This window comes from Methylomonas rhizoryzae (assembly GCF_008632455.1).
GTDB lineage: Bacteria > Pseudomonadota > Gammaproteobacteria > Methylococcales > Methylomonadaceae > Methylomonas > Methylomonas rhizoryzae.
Genome location: NZ_CP043929.1, coordinates 2221827 through 2240592, shown reverse-complemented (window position 1 = coordinate 2240592; position 18766 = coordinate 2221827). Strand labels below are relative to the sequence as shown.

Here is an 18766-nt window from a genome sequence, read left to right as displayed (position 1 = left end):
TCATAAAGACTTTTATTTTCATAAAGATACTGCTTCAGTATCTAATTTCGTCATGCCAAAACGCCAATACCCATAAGCTCGCTGCTTTCCAATCAAGGCCGGTGCAACAATTTTGCCCATCGCCGTTCAAACACGCCATTCGCCTTTAATTATTCGAGGCATGTCATGAATACAACAATTGCTAATGATCTAACTGCACAAAACTCAGTTTTGCAGCGGTAAGAAAATAACTGACCAAAATTGGCCGAAGGCAAACTATGCTCAAACGCCAATATGATGCGATGAGGCGGAAAACAGCGTGGTTGAAGGGAGTTTACTTGTGATCGGCTGCAATTCCCAAAATCGGGGCTCCACTGGAAAACAAAGCCCACACTTGAGAACCGGCAATGAGTCCGATTTGGCGAATGCATTCGTGAGTCATAGAAACCGCTAAGCTTTCCCCGCTCGGTAACCCAACATAGGTTGTTGTGCTGAGTTCATCTTCAACCATTCGAATGACTTTACAGCGTAATTTATTGTTTAGCGGGTAAAAATTCTGGTTTTGATTCGTGCTTAATATGATGTCGGTGTCGCTCAACAACAAAAAAGCATCGGACATAGTCGTTAACCCCATATTACTCAGAGAAGCTAATTCCAACGTAACGACAACCTTTGTCCCATCTTTTAGTTCGACGGTTACCATCGCGTTCACTGCACCATGAACGATTTCAGTAACGGTTCCGAATAATTGATTTATCGCACTGGCTTTGACAGCCATACGTTGCAAAAGCAATAAGGTGTCGACATCTTCCAGCAAATCCTGATTTAGTTGCGAGATAAATTCCGAATGCCGCTTTTCCAACCTGTTATATAAAAGCAACAAAGAACGTCCCGCATCAGTTAAAAAAGTGCCTCCGCCCTTACTTCCCCCTGTGGTGGTGCTAATCAAAATTCTAGGAGCTCGTGAATTTGCGCCTTCTATAATCTGCCATGCACCTTTGTAGCTTAAGCCAACCAATTTTGCCGCCTGACTGATAGATCCGGTCGAATCGATCGCTTTCAATAGGTCTATCATTCGCCTATCGATTGCACCCGCCAAACGCAACTCGCCTTCGACAAAATTCATCGCAACTAGCAGCTATTCGATGCGCCTGACACACTTCAAAGACTTAGGCTATTCGACATATTTGCAACCAAAGTGGTATTCGTAGTCGGCCATAGAACGCTTAATTACTTCATGGGCTTCTTCGCGTCCATACACATTGGTAATTTCACATATGCTTTTTTCACTGGGTAAGTGTTTGTAGGTGAGAAAATAATGTTTTAGCCTATTAATATAAGATTCCGGGCAGTCTGATACGTCACGCCATTGCCGATAAAATTCATCGCCTTTCATCACCGCAATAATTTTGTCGTCAGCTTCACCACCATCAAGCAGGCGAAAGCCACCAATCGGGATCGCCTGCAACAATATGTCCCCATGGGTGACACTTCGTTCGCTTAATACGCAAATATCCAAGGGATCCCCATCACCCTTACTTACGGTCCGTCCTGATCTCAATTCCGCGTATTCAGCTGTTTTTTCCGCGCAATATGTGCGTGGGATAAAACCGTATAGCGTGGGGATCATGTTTGAAAACTTCTGTGGCCTATCAATTTTCAAATATCCCGTTTCTTTGTCAATTTCGTACTTTACGGTATCGGAAGGAACGATTTCGATAAACGCGGTAACAATGTCCGGTGTGTTAGCTCCCGGGTTTATTCCATGCCAAGGGTGTGCTTTATGTTGAATATTCATTTCTAAACAATGTTTACACGGTAAACACAATCTACCATGTTTATGTGTTTTAAAATTGAAATAATCTGTTTATGTGGCTTGAAATTTGGCCTTACCGCGCAAAATATCCGCCAGCTAAACAAGTGCTTAGGCATTTTGTCGGGGCAAAATCGACTGCTGAAAGCTGGACTAAAAACTATCATTGCCTATTCAGCTGCACTTTCGTGTTAAAATGGGCTTTTTTTAGAGGTTAACCTGATGGCGAAAGAAGATCAAATCGAAATGGATGGCAAAGTGATAGACACCTTACCTAATACGATGTTTCGTGTGGAATTGGAAAATGGTCATATTGTGACTGCCCACATCTCCGGAAAAATGCGCAAGCATTACATTCGTATCTTAACAGGCGACAAAGTCCGAGTAGAAATGACTCCGTATGATCTGACTAAGGGCCGCATCACCTTCCGCAACCGCTAACCTTGTTTTAAGCAATTGATTAGCGGTTGCGCTGATTCATCATACAATTTGGTTGAGCTCAGAAACGACAAGCTGCTTACTTTGAATATTGAAAGACAATTGATCGTTTTCTATATAGATTCGTACGTGACCGCCATTGACTAGGCGGCCGAATAACAAATCCTCCGCTAACGGTTTTTTCACTTTTTCTTGGATCAACCTCGCCATAGGCCTTGCCCCCATTTTCTCGTCGTAGCCATGTTCTGCGAGCCAAATTCGTGCGTCGGGCTCCAATGTTAAGGTGACGTTTTTGTCCGCCAACACCGCTTCGAGTTCGAAAATAAATTTATCCACCACGCTACCGATTACGTAGGCATCCAAAGCCTTGAACTGTACTATTGCATCGAGTCTGTTTCGGAATTCCGGAGAAAAGGTGCGCTCTATTACCTTCATACTATCGGTCGCATGATTTTGCTGAGTAAATCCTATCGATGCTCGACTACTTTCGGTTGCTCCCGCGTTTGTTGTCATGATTAGAATGACGTTTCTAAAATCCGCTTTACGTCCGTTGTTGTCTGTTAATGTACCGTGATCCATCACTTGCAACAGCAAGTTGAAAACATCGGGATGCGCTTTTTCCAATTCATCTAACAACAGCACGGAATGAGGATGTTTGGTTACTGCCTCGGTGAGTAAGCCTCCTTGATCAAAGCCAACATATCCCGGAGGCGCTCCAATTAGACGAGAGACGGTATGACGCTCCATATATTCGGACATATCGAAACGGATCAACTCTATCCCCAACACCTTTGCCAGCTGTTTAGTGACTTCAGTTTTGCCAACACCGGTAGGACCAGCGAACAAAAATGAACCTATAGTTTTTGTGGTATCTCGCAATCCAGCCCTAGACAATTTGATGGCCGAAGCAACTTCGGCTATGGCCTCGTCTTGGCCAAACACCAACATTTTCAGGTTCTTCTCCAAACTGCTCAGCTTATCCTTATCGCTAGACGAAACCGACTGGGGAGGTACTCGCGCGATTTTGGCAATGATTTCTTCGATCTCAGAAGCATCTATCACTTCTTTACGTTCGGATGGAGAAAACAGGCGTTGCCGTGCGCCGGCTTCGTCGATCACGTCGATAGCTTTATCCGGCAAATGCCGATCCGATATATACCTCTCCGACAGCTCGACAGCGGCCCTTAACGCTTCTTGCGTGTATTTCAAGCCATGATGCTCTTCGAATCGAGTCTTCAGTCCCTTCAATATCTTGACAGTATCTTCTACCGAGGGCTCAACTACATCGATTTTTTGAAAGCGTCTAGCCAAGGCATGATCTTTTTCGAAAATCCCTCGATACTCCTGATAGGTCGTCGAGCCAATACAACGTAATTGACCCGACGCCAGCACAGGCTTAATCAAATTAGACGCATCCATGACTCCGCCGGAAGCAGACCCGGCACCAATAATGGTGTGGATTTCGTCAATGAACAAAATCGAGTTGGGTTCTTTTTTAAGCTGAGCTACCAGTGCTTTAAGCCGCTTTTCGAAATCCCCCCGATACTTCGTGCCGGCCACCAAGGCCCCCATGTCCAGCGAATAAATGACATTATTTAAAAGTATCTCCGGTACTTGTTCTTCAACGATCCGCTTAGCAAGTCCTTCGGCGATAGCAGTTTTACCAACGCCGGCTTCGCCAACCAATAATGGATTGTTTTTACGTCTGCGACACAACACTTGGATAGTTCTTTCAACTTCCAACTCCCTGCCGATTAACGGATCAATATTGCCTTTCAAAGCCTCTTCGTTAAGGTTGGTAGCGTATTTTTCGAGCGGACTGGATAGGCTTTCACCCATGCCACCACGCTCATTCTCGGTTTCTTCGTTATGCTCGGCTTTGGGTTGTTGCTCGATTTTAGAAACCCCATGAGCCAAATAATTCACAACATCCAATCGGGTAATGTCTTGTTTATTCAGCAAATAAACCGCATGCGAATCCTGTTCGCTAAATAATGCTACAAACAAATTCGCACCAGTCACTTCCTTTTTATCGGACGCTTGCACATGAAATACCGCACGCTGCAACACTCGTTGAAACCCCAATGTCGGCTGGGTTTCTCGTTGTATACCCTCCGGAATCAGCGAAATCGTTTCATCTATAAATCGGGTCAGCTCGCTCCTCAGGGCATTGACATTACAACCACAGGCGATAAGGATCGGAATGGTCGTTACATTGTCCAACAAGGCCAACAATAAATGCTCAACAGTAATAAATTCATGCCGTTTCGCGTGAGCGTTGGTAAAAGCGGCATTTAACGTAACTTCAAGTTCTTTGCTTAACATGGCTTACCTCTCACGCTTCTTCCATAGTGCACATCAACGGATGATGATGCTCCCTGGAAAATTCATTAACAATATATACTTTGGTTTCGGCGACATCCTTTGTATAAGTCCCACATACTCCTACGCCTTGGGTATGAACCTGCAGCATAACTTGCGTGGCTCGCTCCTGACTCATACTAAAAAAATCGGTGAGTATCTGAACTACAAAATCCATAGGCGTGAAATCGTCGTTGAGCAAAATGACTTTGTACAACGGCGGTCTTTTCAACTGCGGTTTCGCAGTTTGCACGACAATATCGCCATCAGAGTCTTTTAAAGGATCGAAGTCAGTCATGGTTTCGGTGCGTCTCTCTAGGGTTCAGCTCTAACATAGCGCCTTCAATGCCAAATTTCAATGACTACACAAGTAAAAAACAATTCGCGTAAAATGTTCGGCTTTTACTGCATTTTAATCGGTAATGGCTTGGAAACCTCACGTTACGGTCGCCGCCGTAATCGAAAAAAACGGCCGATACTTGATGGTTGAAGAGACCACGGAACAGGGCGTTGCGTTCAATCAACCAGCGGGACATATAGAGCCCGGCGAAGACTTGATTGCCGCAATCAAACGCGAAGTTTTAGAAGAAACTGCATGGCAGTTCGAGCCTAGTGCATTGGTTGGGGTGCAGCTTTGGCGAAAAACTTCAAATGCGCCGACCTTTTTACGCTTTTGTTTCACCGGAATCGTCACGCAATTAACCGAACAACTAACGCTAGACTCCGACATCATCGCTACACATTGGTTAACTTTGGAAGAAGTTAACATGCGAAAACATCGGTTACGCAGCCCTTTAGTCCAAATCAGTTTAGACCAGTACCTAAAAGGTCAACGTTATCCACTTACCATAATCGGAAATTTTCTCGATTTAGCATGACAAAACACATCATCGTCGGCATGTCCGGCGGCGTCGATTCTTCAGTCACCGCATTACTAGTGCAAGAACAAGGCCACAAAGTTACCGGTTTATTCATGAAAAACTGGGAAGAGGACGACGGCACCGAATACTGCACGGCGATGCAGGATTTGGCCGACGCCCAGCAAGTTTGCGACAAACTCGGCATCGAACTGAAGACCGTCAACTTTGCCGCCGAATATTGGGACGAAGTGTTCGAGGTCTTTTTGTCGGAATTCAAGGCCGGTCGCACCCCAAATCCCGACATACTTTGTAACAAACACGTCAAATTCAACGCGTTTCTAAACTATGCGATCGAAGATCTTGGCGCCGAGTACATCGCCACCGGCCACTACGCCCGCGTCCGCGAACGGGACGGCGAATTCGAACTTTTGAAAGGCCTGGACCCGGCCAAGGAGCAAAGCTACTTTCTGTACGCAATGGGCCAGAAAGCGCTGTCGAAAACGCTGTTTCCGATCGGCCATTTGCACAAAACAGAGATTCGGGCGCTGGCCGATAAAGCCGGCTTCGCCAACAGCCGCAAAAAAGATAGCACCGGCATCTGCTTCATCGGCGAACGCAAATTCAAGGAATTCCTGCAACGCTACCTGCCCCACCAACCCGGCGAAATGCGCACCCCGGAAGGCCAATACATCGGCAAGCACCATGGCTTGATGTACTACACACTGGGCCAACGCCAGGGCTTAGGCATCGGCGGCGTCAAGGACGCGCCGGACGAACCTTGGTTCGTGCTGGAAAAAGACCTGGAGAATAATATCTTGATCGTCGGCCAGGGGCACGATCACCCGCTGATGCTGCACAACACCCTGGAAGCCGGCCAACTCGATTGGTGCGGCAGCAAGCCGTTGACCGAAACCATCCGCTGCGCCGCCAAAACCCGCTACCGGCAACCGGATCAGGATTGTGTCGTCGAGCCGCTGGACGGCGGATTACGCGTCAAAGTCCGCTTCGACGAGCAACAACGGGCGATTACGCCGGGGCAATCGGTGGTGTTTTATCTGGGCGAGGTTTGTTTGGGGGGCGGGATTATTGAGGCTAAGTACAATGAAAATTAACAAGTTAAAACTAGCGAATTTTCGTTGTTTTGAAAAATACGAAATTGATTTTTCTGACAGATTTACTTTATTGATTGGCGACAATGGCAGTGGAAAAACTACAATATTGGACTCATTATCACTTAATATTCAAGACTTATTATCTCAGTTTTCTACTAATCAAATCACTTGCGAAAGAAGTTTATCTCTCGACGATATGAGCTTTACAATAAGCTCAATGGGACAAAGCATCACCAAAGAATATGAACAACAAACATTTATTGATGCCGAATATACAACCAACAACAACCGTTTTGAATGGAAACATGGCAGAGACTCAAAAAGCTTATTCTTGTTTAATAGGAACAGCACCATTCTTCAAGACTCATTGAATAATTCAGCAACGACTATATCTTTGGAAAAACAATTTTCCAACCTAAAGAATACGTCTACCATACTTCCTATAATTACCTATTATGGTACAGCTCGTCTATGGAGGAAACTAGATCGGAATGAAATTGACACTCTCCCTCCAAGCTCACGTTTTTTGGGCTACAAAAACTATCTAAACCCAGGTTCCCATATAGAACAAATATTCCGCTGGTTTAAAACCCAAGAATTGGCAGCGTTGCAAAAAAATGAAACTCGCCACGTACTAGAAGCTGTCCGCAACGCCATCATCGAAATGATTCCCGGCGCCAAACGTGTATGGTGGGACGTCGATTGGGATGAAATCAGGATCGAAACAGAAATTCAGGGTAAAACCCAACCTATCCCATTCCACCTCCTCAGCGACGGTTACCGCAACATGATAGGCATGGTCGCCGACATTGCCTATCGTATGGCGACGCTGAATCCGCAACTGGAAGCCGACGTCATCAAACAAACCGAAGGCATCGTGCTGATCGATGAAATCGACCTGCATTTGCACCCGAAATGGCAGCGGGAAGTCGTTGGCCGTTTATTGAATACCTTTCCCAAAGTCCAATTCGTCGCCAGCAGCCATTCGCCGTTTATTATCCAGTCGCTGTATGGACGTGAAGATTGTTTACTTTGGGACTTGGAAAAAGCCCAGCCGATTGCGATTGAAAGCGAAAGTATCGAAGATATTGCCGAAGAGCAGCAACATGTCGAAATTCCGCAAAAGAGCAAACGCTATCTGGACATGATGGACGCTGCCGAAGCCTACTATCGAAAATTGCACGAAGTAAAAAACGAATCGGATATGGAAGTCATGCAGTTACGGTCAAAATTAGACGAATTATCCATTCCTTTCAGCGATGATCCGGCATTCGCAGCACAATTAAAATTCGAACGCGATTCCGTATTAGCTTCAAAAGATAAATAGCCATGCGTCCGATTGAAAAAGGAACAGACCTAGGCGAAATAAATCCCTATGAAAGAGCTCAACAGCCGTTAATAGAACGGCTAGGCGAATATTGTTCATATTGCGAACGATGGATTGCCAGCGGCATTCATGTCGAACATAAAAAACCGAAAAATGAATACCCGGAAACTAAATTTAGTTGGAACAATTTTTTGTTAGCCTGCGGCAACTGCAATTCCGGCAAAGGTCATGGTCAATTGAACTTAGAAGATTATCTTTGGCCCGACAGCGACAATACCTTTATGGCCTTTAATTACGACTCACAAGGCAGAGTATTGCCGAATAAAATCCATACCGATTCAATTAATCGAAAGATCGAAGCAACTTGGCTAGCGCTGGGCTTGAATAAACATCCTGATAGCCAAATTTCCGGCCAACAAACTCCTACCAGCAAAGACAAACGCTGGCTGCATCGGCAACAAGCTTGGCAAAATGCCGCTAAGCGAAAGTCACAACTGGCAGCCTTCGACACCGAGGAACGTAGAACCGAGATTGTCGAAATGACAATACAACGAGGCTTCTGGTCCGTCTGGATGACGGTATTCCAAGACGATGTTGACATGCGCCGCCGTCTGATAGAAGCCTTTCCCGGCACAGCCAAGGCGTGCTTCGACGAAAACACCCAACCGATTCAACGCCCCGGCGGGCAAATCTAGCCACCGCAGGCAAACCGTTTTACGTTTTAGAAATTTAGGACACACACCATGACCCTCACCTCCATCTCCCCCATCGACGGCCGCTACGCCGGCAAAGTCGACGCCTTGCGCCCCATATTCAGCGAATACGGTTTGATCCGTTATCGCGTAGAAGTCGAAGTGCGCTGGCTGCAAGCCCTGGCTGCCGAAACCAAGATCGTCGAAGTGCCAGCTTTGTCTGCCGAAGCGAACGACATGCTGAATAAAATCGTCAGCAGTTTCTCCGAAGCCGACGCCCAAGCTGTCAAGGACATCGAGAAGACGACCAACCACGACGTCAAGGCGGTCGAGTATTTTCTGAAAGCCAAAATCAAGGACAACGCCGAACTGCATGCCGTCAACGAGTTCATCCACTTCGCCTGCACCTCGGAAGACATCAACAACCTGTCTTATGCCTTGATGCTGAAGGAAGGCCGCGGCCTGGTGCTGGCCGAGATCGACGCCACGATAGATGCCATCAAAAAACTGGCATTGGACAGCGCCGAACAACCGATGCTGTCGCGCACCCACGGCCAGTCGGCCACACCGACCACGGTCGGTAAAGAAATGGCCAATGTGGTGGCGCGCATGCAACGCCAGCGCCAACAACTCGCCCAGGTCGAACTGCTGGGCAAGATCAACGGCGCGGTCGGCAATTACAACGCGCACAGCGTGGCTTACCCGGATGTGGACTGGGCGCAGTTTGCACAAAACTTCGTCGAGTCGCTGGGCCTGACGTTCAACCCTTACACGATCCAGATCGAGCCGCACGACTACATGGCGGAGTTTTTCCACGCCTTGTCGCGCTTCAACACCATCCTGCTGGATTTCGACCGCGACGTTTGGGGCTATATCTCGCTGGGTTATTTCAAGCAAAAAACCATCGCCGGCGAAGTCGGCTCCTCGACCATGCCGCACAAGGTCAACCCGATCGATTTCGAAAACTCGGAAGGCAATCTCGGCTTGGCCAACGCGATTTTCAGCTTTCTGGCCGACAAATTGCCGGTGTCGCGTTGGCAGCGCGACCTGACCGATTCGACCGTGTTGCGCAACATCGGCGTCGGCATCGCCCACACCAGCATCGCCATCCAATCCAGCTTGAAAGGCATCTCCAAGCTGGAATTGAATCCGGCGGCACTGGATCAAGATTTGGATATGAACTGGGAAGTGTTGGCAGAACCGATTCAAACCGTAATGCGGCGTTACGGCATCGAAAAACCTTACGAGAAATTAAAGGAATTGACCCGCGGCCAGCGCGTGACCGGCGACGGCATGAGAGCGTTCGTAGAAAAATTACAGATTCCGGAACCGGCAAAAGCGGAGTTGATGACTTTAACCCCGCATAGCTATACCGGTTACGCTGCGGAGCTGGCTAGAAAAATAACAGAGTAAAAAAACAGCGAGCACGCCGGTGGAGGACTTACAACATACGTCGCAGTTTCGCATGCCCACCGGCCTACCGCCGATGCCGTTGACGGGGTCTTTAATCCTCCGAATCATCTGAACTTTACTGTGAGACCGCACTAACCAAGACCTATCATATCGTTAAAGCCAATCGTGCTCAAAAAACGAGATAAAGTGTGAACCTTACGCTCGAAACGTCACTATGTACTAATCCGACGCTTTCCGTACCCGCTCTTTGCGTAGTAATTGCCTCTTCCAGTTGATTCTCGGGCAGGACACGCGTTGCCGCTTAGTTGTTCCACCCGTCAACGCCCTTCCGCATTCGTTAGAATGTTTCCGGGTTTAACACCGCAGTAGTGCTCGCTAAAAAGTATGAACCTCTAAGCAAATCTTGCAAGGTTCGTGTTAATTTTTGCGGGCAAATTGCCGTCAAATTTAGATAAATTTTTCGGCAAAACTCAAGCGACCAACAATAGTTGCCGGGCTTTTTCCCCATAACTATCGTCGGTCAATTCCGCAAGTTGCCATAACAAGGTTTTAGCTTGTTCGTTCTCGCCGGCTTGCTGCAGTGTCAACGCCTGATAAAACTTGAATTTATTGGAATCTCTGACCGCACCGGAAATCCCGTTTAATTGCTCAGCCGCCGCTTCGGTTTGTCTGGCGGATAAATAAATGACTGCCAAATCCAGACGCGAAGCCTGATCTTCCGGATCGCGATCCAAGAGTTGTTGGAACAAATCGAGCGCTTGGTCGCGTTGCCCTGAACTTAACGCGACCAATGCCAAATGGCGTAACGCATTATTATCATCCGGCCTAAGCGATAACGCAGTTTCCAAAGTCTGTCGAGCGCTACCCAAGTCATTGTTTAAAAACAGGGTAATCCCCAACTGCGCCCAGGCTTCCGCATAAAACCGGTCGAGTTCGAGCGCGCGCTGATAACACGCTATGGCTTCCGGCAAACGGTTTTGCGCCGCCACCGCGATGCCTAAGCGAGTATGTAAATGCGCATCGTCCGGTTTTAATTTCAAGGCGCGTATCGCCGCATACTCGCCGCCTTGAAAATCGCCCAACAATACCCGAATACGGGCTAAATTGTCCCAAGCAGTCACGTTTTCCGGGTCGCAAGCGACAGCCTGCTCCAAGTGGGCTAATCCTTCCCCGGCTTGGCCGGTATTCAGCAACACCTGACCGATATTGCAGTGCGCCATGGACATGTCCGGATTCAAGCGTAATGCGGTGCGCAAATGCACCAACGCTTCCTGCCATTGCCGGCGCTGCGCCATCACGAAGCCGACGTTATTGTGAGCGCTGGCGTTATCCGGCTCCAGCTCCAGCACCTCGCCGTACAAACGAGCGGCTTCCGCCAAGTCGCCGGCGCTATGCGCCAACACGCCTTCCTTCAACAAGTCCAACACTTGATTCATCACACTATCCTTTCAATTAAACCGTAAACGACGTCACTGACTGAAATGTCCGGCACCTGGAATTGTACGTCGTCCAGGGAAATATCGAACGGCTGGCCTTCGTGGTAATGAATCGGCAAACTGATACCGAATTGATAACCGGAGCCGAATTGGTAAGACGCCAACTGCCAGCGGTTTTCGTACACGGTGAAAAATAACGCCTCGACCTCCACATAGCCGGACACGTCGAAAGTAAAGTTCGGTTGCGCGTGTATCGACAGATTGGCCGTTAAATCCAAACCGGTAGCCGGGGTCCAATCGATGTGCACACCGGCTTCCGCTGCACCCTCTATGCCTAAGGTGCCGCCGATTTCCAAGCCGCCGGTCACGCTGACGCCGGTAATACCTACACCGATACCGGCCCGCGCCGACAAGCGCAATCCGGCGTCCGCCGGCACTTTCAAATGGGCGTCGCCGGTAACATGGGTATTTTCCTCGTGGGCCGGGTTGTATTCTATGCCGAGGCGCAATTGGTCTATCACGCCGGGGCCGATACCGGCTTTGGCGGACAAGCCCCCGCCCACTTCGGCGACGATGCCCGGTACGATAGGCACTTTCACCGAGGCGCTGAACAACGATTTTTCCAGCTCTTTACGAGCAAAAATTTCTACATTGTTGGGGATACCGATTTCTCCTGATACCGTCACCTCACCGTTGGGGTCGAAGCGAATTCCCGCTGTGCCTTGCAGCCAAGGTGCGATTTTGATGGTGGCCGAACCGCTGCCGTAAACGTTCAAGGCGCCGTCCGGCAACGGTTCGCCGCTGGGCTTGCCGTCTTCGCCGATCGCCCGGTTGCTGGCACCGACCGTGACTTGCGCCGTCAACATGCCGCGTTTATAAGCGCCACTGAATTCGGCAGTAAACGCGCCGTCGTCGTAACTGACCGTCAATTCGCTATCGACGCCCGGAATCGCCGGTTGGGCGCTACCGGTGGCAGAAACTTTCCAACCGTCGTCTACCTGTTGCAGCTTGGCATGGATGGAACCGGAACGTATCGCAGGATTAGAAGATAACTGCAAATCGCCTTCATAGATCAAGCCTTCCGCTTCAGTTCGTCTCACCGCGATTGTCGCTTGCTCAACTCCGGGTATATCGGGATCTACCGTACCGGTCACGGCGAACTCGTCTCCGTTGAAATTCACGTGCAAGCTTCCAGACTTCACACCCCGAACTCGACCCTGTCCAACCGTTAACTGACCTTCTCCGCTAAAACGGTCGTCTCGATAGGCAATAGCAACGAACGACGGATCGTCAAACAAATTCGGATCGAAATTAAAGCGCCCGGCGACCGCAAACGAAGCCCCCCCCTTAGCGCCCTTAGACGCTTCCGCGCCGATGTACCCTGTACCCACTTTATCGATTGCCAGATTAGCCTGCCCTTCCACTGCCAGTCCGCGTTTGGTACTCAAAGCTATGGTCAACGAGGACCCCGTAATCTTCACAGGCCCCGGCAAACTGAGTTCACCGCTGGAAAAAGACTTCTGCAGACTGACTTCGTCACTGGTAATCGCAACCTCGATATTGGCTTTGCGAATCATCTGAATATCGGTAAGGACTTGCGCTCTAACCGTGACCCCTCCAAGGTCGTCGGTTTGCACATCGACCACTTTTAACGGGCTCATTCCCTTCAATTCAATATTCGAGGCACCGAAAAGTTCGATTACAGTTTGCCGCATAGCCGAAAAATTGGCGTATCCTGCCTGAGGCAAGCCTTCCATGCGGTTGACCGGGATTTCGATTTCGATACCGTGCCCGAACAAACCGGGATTGGCCGAAAACAAACTGCCGCGTATCCTGGCTACAACCTGTTCTTCAGGCGTTAAAGCAATCGTAGTTGGGCGAAAACCGGGAATAAATTTTCGGTCGGTAAATGGTACCGCTGCCGGCTCCGCGCCGGCCGGAATTTTGGCGGAAAACGAACGTCCGCCACTAGCATTGTTATAAATAACGAAATTCGACGGTTTCGGCTCCAAACCTGCGTTCTTGACCTGCTGGAGCGACATCGGCTCTACAGGCTCCATTTGAATAGCATCGTCGGCAATCTGCTTCTTAGTATATGTTTTCTCCGGGCCGTTAACTTTTTTATCAAATTTACCGTCTATGATTTTTATTTCATGGTTTGCTTTAAGTGTTTCGTAGTCAGGCCGTTTGGATTCCGTCCACATCACGTCGGGGGTTTTCGACACCAAGAGATTGACGCATCGTTCAATTTCATGGGCTATTAACGAACCGGAACTGGTATTACTCGATGCATCCAACAACCAAAGATTATCAATATTTTCATCTTCCCCACCTAGTTGGTATTCCAGTTTATGGTCGACGTGAAACGGCATCATCTCGCCTTTAGGCGTCCAATAAGGCCGTAAAACACGGTCGCGAACCTTGGTTTCTGTGCCAACCAGCCTGACGCCGGTCTTTTTTATACTGAAAAAATATACCGGTTCCGATCCCTGTTCGAATTTCCAGGCTTTGGACTTTTTTGCCGTTAAAGCTTTGTTCAGGCCTGCACCATCACGCACATTGTTGTCCCATATTTGGGCTTGCTTACCGCTACGTTCATCGGAGCTGCGCCTTACGGTTACGGGAAAAGAGGTAAACGGCTTTTTCAAGGACGGTAAATCTACACCTTTTAATTTCAGTTTGTGTTCAGAACTTCCTTTTTCAAATATCCCCTCAGGTCCATCGTATTTATTGGGATCGGGCGGCGTGTCCGGGGCCGGTGCAGCTTTGCCGGTACTAGTAGCTGTTTTTCCTTTATCTGCCCTGTAAATTTTCCGCGATACCTGCATCCCCTGCTGCAGCGTGTGGGTCAACTCGTGCGCCAGCAAATCCCGTCCCGACTCGGTTTCCGGGGCGAATTCGCCTGGGGCAAAATAAATGTCGTCGCCGACGGTGAAGGCGCGGGCGTTCAGGTTTTTGCACAACTCGGCCGCTTCGGCGTCGTTGTGGATGACGACCGCGGAAAAATCCTGGCCAAATTGCTGCTCCATGTCCTTGCGCACCGCTTCCGGCAAGGGATCGCCTTTGCCGCGGGTATTCTCGATGCGTTGCTCGATTTCCTGCTCGACGCCGTCTTGGCCGCCCGCGCCGGTTTCAGCCGCTTGCTGTTCCTCCGCTTCCGCCTCGGCCCGGAATAAACGGGCTTGTGCTTTAACCTCCTGCTGCTCCTCGCCGGCTTTATCGGCACTGCGCCTTAATTTGGCCGCCGCGGCGGGCTTGGTCTCCTGCTCCGCTTGTGCCGGTTGGGCGGCTCTGCGTAGTCGGCGGGCGGCCTGTTCCATGTCTTCTTTGCCTTTACGAAACAGCCGTTGCACCGGCTGCTCTTCCTTGTCCTCGGTTTCCACCGAACGTCGCACGCGTTTAGCCGCTGGTTCCTGTTGTTTTTCCTCGTTTTGCTGAGCGGCGGCGCGGTTGACCCGGCGCATTAAGCGCTGGGCGCTGGGCACCGGCTTGCTGGAAATCATTTTTTTGTCTTCCTTGGCCTCTTCCTCGCCGCCGGATTTACCGGCACGGGACACTTCCTTGGCGACTTTGTCGGCTTCTTTCTCTTCCGGGTCGCTAGGCTGACTAACCGCCATCTTGCGCTTCAGATACGCCGGCTTGCGCTGTTTTTTTTCTTCGCCGGCTGACGGGGGCGGACTGCTTTTGCGGCGGGCTTTTTTCTTACGGAGTGTGGACGCTAAAGTGGCCATACGCTAACTCCTCAATTGTTTTAATTGTGCCGGCGGATTGCGGCCCAATTTTTGATATTCGCGCTGCAGGGCGAACATCAAAGGTTCGACCCCGATAGGTTGTTGCGGCGGGCTGCAACCGGCTGCGGTCAACACTACGTTGCGGATTTGTCCGCCACTGATGTCGCAATAACTGGCTAAGGTACGGCACAAATCCTCGCCGGGACTACGCTCACCCAAATGGCTGCGCCACAAATCGAAACGTTCCTGAAAACCCGGCAACGGAAATTCCACGATGGCGTCCAAGCGCCGGGTAAAGGCGTTGTCTATACGTTCGCGGCTGTTAGTGGTCAAGATGGTGATGCCGGAATGATTTTCTATCCTGGTCAGCAAAAAATTGGTCAGCATGTTGGCGTAGCGCTCGCCGCTGTGCTGCGCGTCGGTGCGCTTGCCGAACAAGGAATCGGCTTCGTCGAACAACAGGATCGCATCGGCCGCCGCCGCCAAATCCAGCAAGGTGCCAAGATTCTTTTCGGATTCGCCGACGTATTTGTTCATGATCGCCGCCAAATCCACCCGGTACAAGGGTGCACCGACCGCCGTGGCCACGTAACTGGCCGCCAAGGTCTTGCCGGTGCCGCTATCGCCGACGAACAAGGCTCGGAGGCCGGCATTGTGCGAGGCTTGCAAGGTAGCCCCCAAGGCTTCCCACAACGATTCGCGGCTATGGGCGCGAGCGATGAAATCGTTTAAATATTGCTCCACCAAAGGCGGAAACACCACCGCCTGCCGCTCCACCCGCCGCCGCACCGGTTCGGCCAGCAAACGCAGGCGTTCGGCGCCCAAGTCGCGGCGGGCTGCGGCGATGTGTTCGAAACTCAATTTGGCTTTTTGCTGCTTGGCTCGCAGCACCGCGTTGCCGGCGACTTTTTCTATGGTCGGCCCGCTCAACAAGGCACTGGCCGCGCGTTGCGCCAATTCCGGCTGTTTCAGATAACGTCCCCATAGCTCGGCCCGCTCGGCATAATCCGGCACACCGAGCTCTATCTCCAGCAAATCCGATCCTGACACCGCATCGGTCATGCCTAACACCACGGTATGCGGAATCTCCGGTTCTATAGCCGGCATCGGCCAACTTTCTCCGGCCGGCACTTGCAATTTGATCACCGGCAGCCAGCCGGCCAGCTTGCAGGCCAAGGGTAACGCCGCTTGCTGTTGCCAGACATCCGCCGGAACTTCTATCGCATGCAAGCCCAACAACTCGGCCAGTTCGGCCGCCAAGGCCCGCCGCCCGCTACCGCTGTTGCCGCGAATCGCCAAACCCCGCACATTGCCTTTGGCCAGCAAAGTCGCCAAGTGCGGCAGTTGCCGGCGGATGCGTTCCGGCAACAAGGCACGCTCGCTCAAAGCAATGGGCGTACAGCCCGGCCAAATCGCCGGCCGCGCGCACATTACCGACCATAGCGCCGGTTCCACCCGCAGTTGCCGTAAGGATAAAGGTCCGGAACCGTCCAAGATCAATACCTGCCGACGCACCAACGGCATCGCGTGAATATCCAGCGCATCCCAGGCAGGACCGCCGAATAACTCCTCTAAAATGTTCAAGGCCAGATGCACCGCCAGCCGGTTACCCGGGTTGGGCGCTTGCAACTCGCTCAAGGTTAACGTGACCAGATAATCGGTTTCGGCGCTGCCGACCAAAGCCAGCAGAAAAGCGTCGGTTAAGCTGATGCGCTGCTCCGCCAGCCAACGTCCGAACGTGCCGGGCAAAGCCTTCAATTGCGCGGTGGCGGCATCGCGCAAAGCCTCCCAGGCCGGTACGGCCTCTAGGTTGAGCTGCCTGGCGGCTTGAGCGGTCAGTTGATCGGCCAACTCCGCGTCGCCCGGCATCATACGCCGCCAATAGTCCGCCAAACCGACCCGCACCAAGGCGGCCAAGGGTTGGCGCTGATAGGCGTGCAGTCCGATCAAGTCGGTGGGCGCTTTGGTTTTTTTAGTCATAATGAAAAGCGACCACCTTACCCAGCCAGGGCAACCAGCCGGGATCGACGTCCAGTCCCGCCAAGCGCACCGGTAACCGTATCGCGGACATCGCCGCATACAGGTCGAGATGGCTGGATGTGTAATAAATCTGCGCCGGCAAGTGCAGCAACGCCGGATGCCAAACCTCGGCTTTACCGTACCAGCGCCAGGCCAAATCCAGGACTTGGGCACTGTCCGGCAACGGCGGCAAACGCGCAAGTTCGGCCCGGCTGCGGCAGCCTAATTGCACTGCGATGTAATCGATCAAGGGATCGTCGTCCCGCAAATCCAGTTGCTGCCCCAGGCGGTACAACCAAATCCAGGCGTTGGGCAGGCTTTCGGCATGCGCCAGCATCAAGCGGCGCATTTCCGGCCGATTCAACATATTCAACAAATACAGCAGACCGCCTTGCTCGGTGCTAAAGCTGTCGCAATCGGGCAGCATAGCGGGTGCTTCGCTTTCCGCAAGCGCATCGAGACTATTATCCTCTGCGCCTTGCTCGGGAGTATCGTTAGCCGGCTGTCGATTCGCTACGGCACCAACATCGTCGGCCTGTGCGCTCGGCCGAACGTTGGTGGCCGGGCGGTGAGTGGGATTGCTCGGCGTCGGCGGCCGAGGGCCTGCCTCGTCTCGTTGTTTACTGACGGATGCGCGTTGCCAGCCGGTTTCGCCGTCGTTTAACCGGCGAGAAGCCGGCTGCTCCGGTATCGGCGCCTCGTCAGCCAATGCATCCTGCCTAGTAGCCGGCGCTAAAGGATGCGACTGGCTACGCGACGACGCATGCCTCGCTGTCGCACCCGTCAAAACCTGTACGATGCCGGCGATGCAAGCTTCCGAATTGGTATGCAGCCTCAAAGGCGCGGCCTCCAGCGCAAGCAAAAGCGCAGCCAAGCGCGTTCTGGCGTCGTCGGCCGGCAAAGCGGCAACGATAGGCTGCCAGCGGGCCAACAGAGCCTGCGGCACCTGCAACGGTATTGCTTGAGCCGGAACCCATGATTCCGGATCACCGCCGGCCGGCGCCGAACCGCTGGTCCGTTCGACGTCCGTACTACCTGTTGCGGGCACCGTCGGCAGCAAACGCACGCCGGCTCTGGCGGCTAACGCTACAACCAGATTGCCGGCTTGCGCCGGTGCAATACTCTGCCAGACGCCGGTTAAAGCGTCGCTACGGGCCAAGGCTGAGGTTACGGCCGCTAACTCGTCCGGGTGGTCGCTCGCTAAGGCGGCAAAACGGCGACCCTGCGGCAGAGCAAACCAATGCTGCCAGCGCCGCCAATACCACGGTATCTCCGCGCTTCCGGTCGACAGGTCTAGCGCCAACGCAGCCAGCAGTTCGGCCAGATTGGCGAATCGCACCACCAGCCCGCTATCGCCGCTTTGCATGACGGCGCGGGTTTCCTGCAACAATCGGCCGGGCAATTGCCGGGCTGTCGCTTTGGCGTGCAGCCTGCGGATAAACACCCATTCACCGCGCCCGGCTTGCGGCCAATCGCCGCCTTGCAATTGCGCCCGGACCGCCGCGGCCTTGGTCTGACACGCGCGTTCGGCTTTGATGGTTAACCGATGGATAACGGTCGTATCGCCGGTCAAACTGGCCATGGC

Annotated in this window: 14 protein-coding genes; 6 read left to right on the top strand and 8 right to left on the bottom strand. The window is 51.6% G+C overall.

Annotation, left to right across the window (positions count from 1 at the left end):
- Positions 1-313: 313 nt before the first annotated feature.
- Together F1E05_RS10075 and F1E05_RS10070 are read right to left on the bottom strand one after the other, a co-directional pair.
- Positions 314-1105 carry a TOBE domain-containing protein gene (locus tag F1E05_RS10075; RefSeq protein WP_150048168.1) on the bottom strand — a complete coding sequence of 264 codons (792 nt, stop codon included), beginning with the start codon at positions 1103-1105 and terminating at the stop codon, positions 314-316.
- Between the two features lie 48 nt (positions 1106-1153).
- Positions 1154-1777, bottom strand: coding sequence for an inorganic pyrophosphatase (locus F1E05_RS10070; protein ID WP_150048167.1), 624 nt, complete (start codon positions 1775-1777; stop codon positions 1154-1156).
- 237 nt (positions 1778-2014) lie between these two features.
- Here F1E05_RS10070 and infA point away from each other — a divergent pair, with 237 nt between their 5' ends.
- The gene (infA, locus tag F1E05_RS10065; RefSeq protein WP_013819653.1) at positions 2015-2233 is read left to right on the top strand and encodes a translation initiation factor IF-1; all 219 of its coding nucleotides are present in this window, start codon (positions 2015-2017) and stop codon (positions 2231-2233) included.
- Between the two features lie 39 nt (positions 2234-2272).
- Here infA and clpA read toward each other — a convergent pair whose 3' ends face one another.
- Entirely contained in the window at positions 2273-4555 is a 2283-nt protein-coding gene (clpA, locus tag F1E05_RS10060; RefSeq protein WP_150048166.1) for an ATP-dependent Clp protease ATP-binding subunit ClpA, read from the bottom strand.
- Positions 4556-4565: 10 nt separating this feature from the next.
- On the bottom strand, positions 4566-4889 hold the full coding sequence (gene clpS, locus F1E05_RS10055; protein WP_150048165.1) for an ATP-dependent Clp protease adapter ClpS: 324 nt from the start codon (positions 4887-4889) through the stop codon (positions 4566-4568).
- A 124-nt stretch (positions 4890-5013) separates the two neighbouring features.
- Between clpS and F1E05_RS10050 the strand changes: the two genes are divergently transcribed.
- The 5 genes from F1E05_RS10050 to purB are packed head-to-tail and all read left to right on the top strand — an operon-like array spanning position 5014 to position 9995.
- Positions 5014-5469: an NUDIX hydrolase gene (locus F1E05_RS10050; RefSeq protein ID WP_150048164.1), complete on the top strand. Its 456-nt coding sequence runs from the start codon at positions 5014-5016 to the stop codon at positions 5467-5469.
- On the top strand, positions 5466-6563 hold the full coding sequence (gene mnmA / locus F1E05_RS10045; RefSeq protein WP_150048163.1) for a tRNA 2-thiouridine(34) synthase MnmA: 1098 nt from the start codon (positions 5466-5468) through the stop codon (positions 6561-6563). The genes F1E05_RS10050 and mnmA overlap by 4 nt, the downstream gene beginning before the upstream one ends.
- A complete protein-coding gene (locus F1E05_RS10040; RefSeq protein WP_150048162.1) occupies positions 6553-7890 on the top strand; it encodes an AAA family ATPase in 1338 nt (445 codons plus the stop codon). The genes mnmA and F1E05_RS10040 overlap by 11 nt, the downstream gene beginning before the upstream one ends.
- A 2-nt stretch (positions 7891-7892) precedes the next feature.
- Positions 7893-8585, top strand: coding sequence for an HNH endonuclease (locus F1E05_RS10035; RefSeq protein ID WP_150048161.1), 693 nt, complete (start codon positions 7893-7895; stop codon positions 8583-8585).
- A gap of 48 nt (positions 8586-8633) precedes the next feature.
- Positions 8634-9995 carry an adenylosuccinate lyase gene (purB, locus tag F1E05_RS10030; protein WP_150048160.1) on the top strand — a complete coding sequence of 454 codons (1362 nt, stop codon included), beginning with the start codon at positions 8634-8636 and terminating at the stop codon, positions 9993-9995.
- A 470-nt stretch (positions 9996-10465) separates the two neighbouring features.
- On the opposite strand, the gene F1E05_RS10025 is transcribed toward purB, so the two are convergent.
- Genes F1E05_RS10025 through F1E05_RS10010 form a run of 4 tightly spaced genes read right to left on the bottom strand, consistent with a single transcriptional unit; the run spans position 10466 to position 18763 of the window.
- Entirely contained in the window at positions 10466-11431 is a 966-nt protein-coding gene (locus F1E05_RS10025; protein ID WP_150048159.1) for a tetratricopeptide repeat protein, read from the bottom strand.
- Positions 11431-15162 (bottom strand): eCIS core domain-containing protein, encoded by a 3732-nt coding sequence (locus F1E05_RS10020; RefSeq protein WP_150048158.1) that lies wholly within the window; start codon positions 15160-15162, stop codon positions 11431-11433. The genes F1E05_RS10025 and F1E05_RS10020 overlap by 1 nt, the downstream gene beginning before the upstream one ends.
- Positions 15163-15165: 3 nt before the next feature.
- Positions 15166-17142 carry an ATP-binding protein gene (locus F1E05_RS10015; RefSeq protein WP_190303303.1) on the bottom strand — a complete coding sequence of 659 codons (1977 nt, stop codon included), beginning with the start codon at positions 17140-17142 and terminating at the stop codon, positions 15166-15168.
- Positions 17135-18763 carry a hypothetical protein gene (locus F1E05_RS10010; protein ID WP_150048156.1) on the bottom strand — a complete coding sequence of 543 codons (1629 nt, stop codon included), beginning with the start codon at positions 18761-18763 and terminating at the stop codon, positions 17135-17137. The genes F1E05_RS10015 and F1E05_RS10010 overlap by 8 nt, the downstream gene beginning before the upstream one ends.
- Between the last annotated feature and the right edge of the window lie 3 nt (positions 18764-18766).

Excerpts from the sequence above, each read along its gene's own strand:
- F1E05_RS10035 (WP_150048161.1), top strand. The coding sequence starts at position 7,893 with ATGCGTCCGATTGAAAAAGGAACAGACCTAGGCGAAATAAATCCCTAT.
- F1E05_RS10070 (WP_150048167.1), bottom strand. The coding sequence starts at position 1,777 with ATGAATATTCAACATAAAGCACACCCTTGGCATGGAATAAACCCGGGA.
- clpS (WP_150048165.1), bottom strand. The coding sequence starts at position 4,889 with ATGACTGACTTCGATCCTTTAAAAGACTCTGATGGCGATATTGTCGTG.
- F1E05_RS10010 (WP_150048156.1), bottom strand. The coding sequence starts at position 18,763 with ATGGCCAGTTTGACCGGCGATACGACCGTTATCCATCGGTTAACCATC.
- F1E05_RS10050 (WP_150048164.1), top strand. The coding sequence starts at position 5,014 with ATGGCTTGGAAACCTCACGTTACGGTCGCCGCCGTAATCGAAAAAAAC.
- F1E05_RS10025 (WP_150048159.1), bottom strand. The coding sequence starts at position 11,431 with ATGAATCAAGTGTTGGACTTGTTGAAGGAAGGCGTGTTGGCGCATAGC.
- F1E05_RS10075 (WP_150048168.1), bottom strand. The coding sequence starts at position 1,105 with ATGAATTTTGTCGAAGGCGAGTTGCGTTTGGCGGGTGCAATCGATAGG.
- F1E05_RS10015 (WP_190303303.1), bottom strand. The coding sequence starts at position 17,142 with ATGACTAAAAAAACCAAAGCGCCCACCGACTTGATCGGACTGCACGCC.
- infA (WP_013819653.1), top strand. The coding sequence starts at position 2,015 with ATGGCGAAAGAAGATCAAATCGAAATGGATGGCAAAGTGATAGACACC.
- purB (WP_150048160.1), top strand. The coding sequence starts at position 8,634 with ATGACCCTCACCTCCATCTCCCCCATCGACGGCCGCTACGCCGGCAAA.
- clpA (WP_150048166.1), bottom strand. The coding sequence starts at position 4,555 with ATGTTAAGCAAAGAACTTGAAGTTACGTTAAATGCCGCTTTTACCAAC.
- F1E05_RS10040 (WP_150048162.1), top strand. The coding sequence starts at position 6,553 with ATGAAAATTAACAAGTTAAAACTAGCGAATTTTCGTTGTTTTGAAAAA.
- F1E05_RS10020 (WP_150048158.1), bottom strand. The coding sequence starts at position 15,162 with ATGGCCACTTTAGCGTCCACACTCCGTAAGAAAAAAGCCCGCCGCAAA.
- mnmA (WP_150048163.1), top strand. The coding sequence starts at position 5,466 with ATGACAAAACACATCATCGTCGGCATGTCCGGCGGCGTCGATTCTTCA.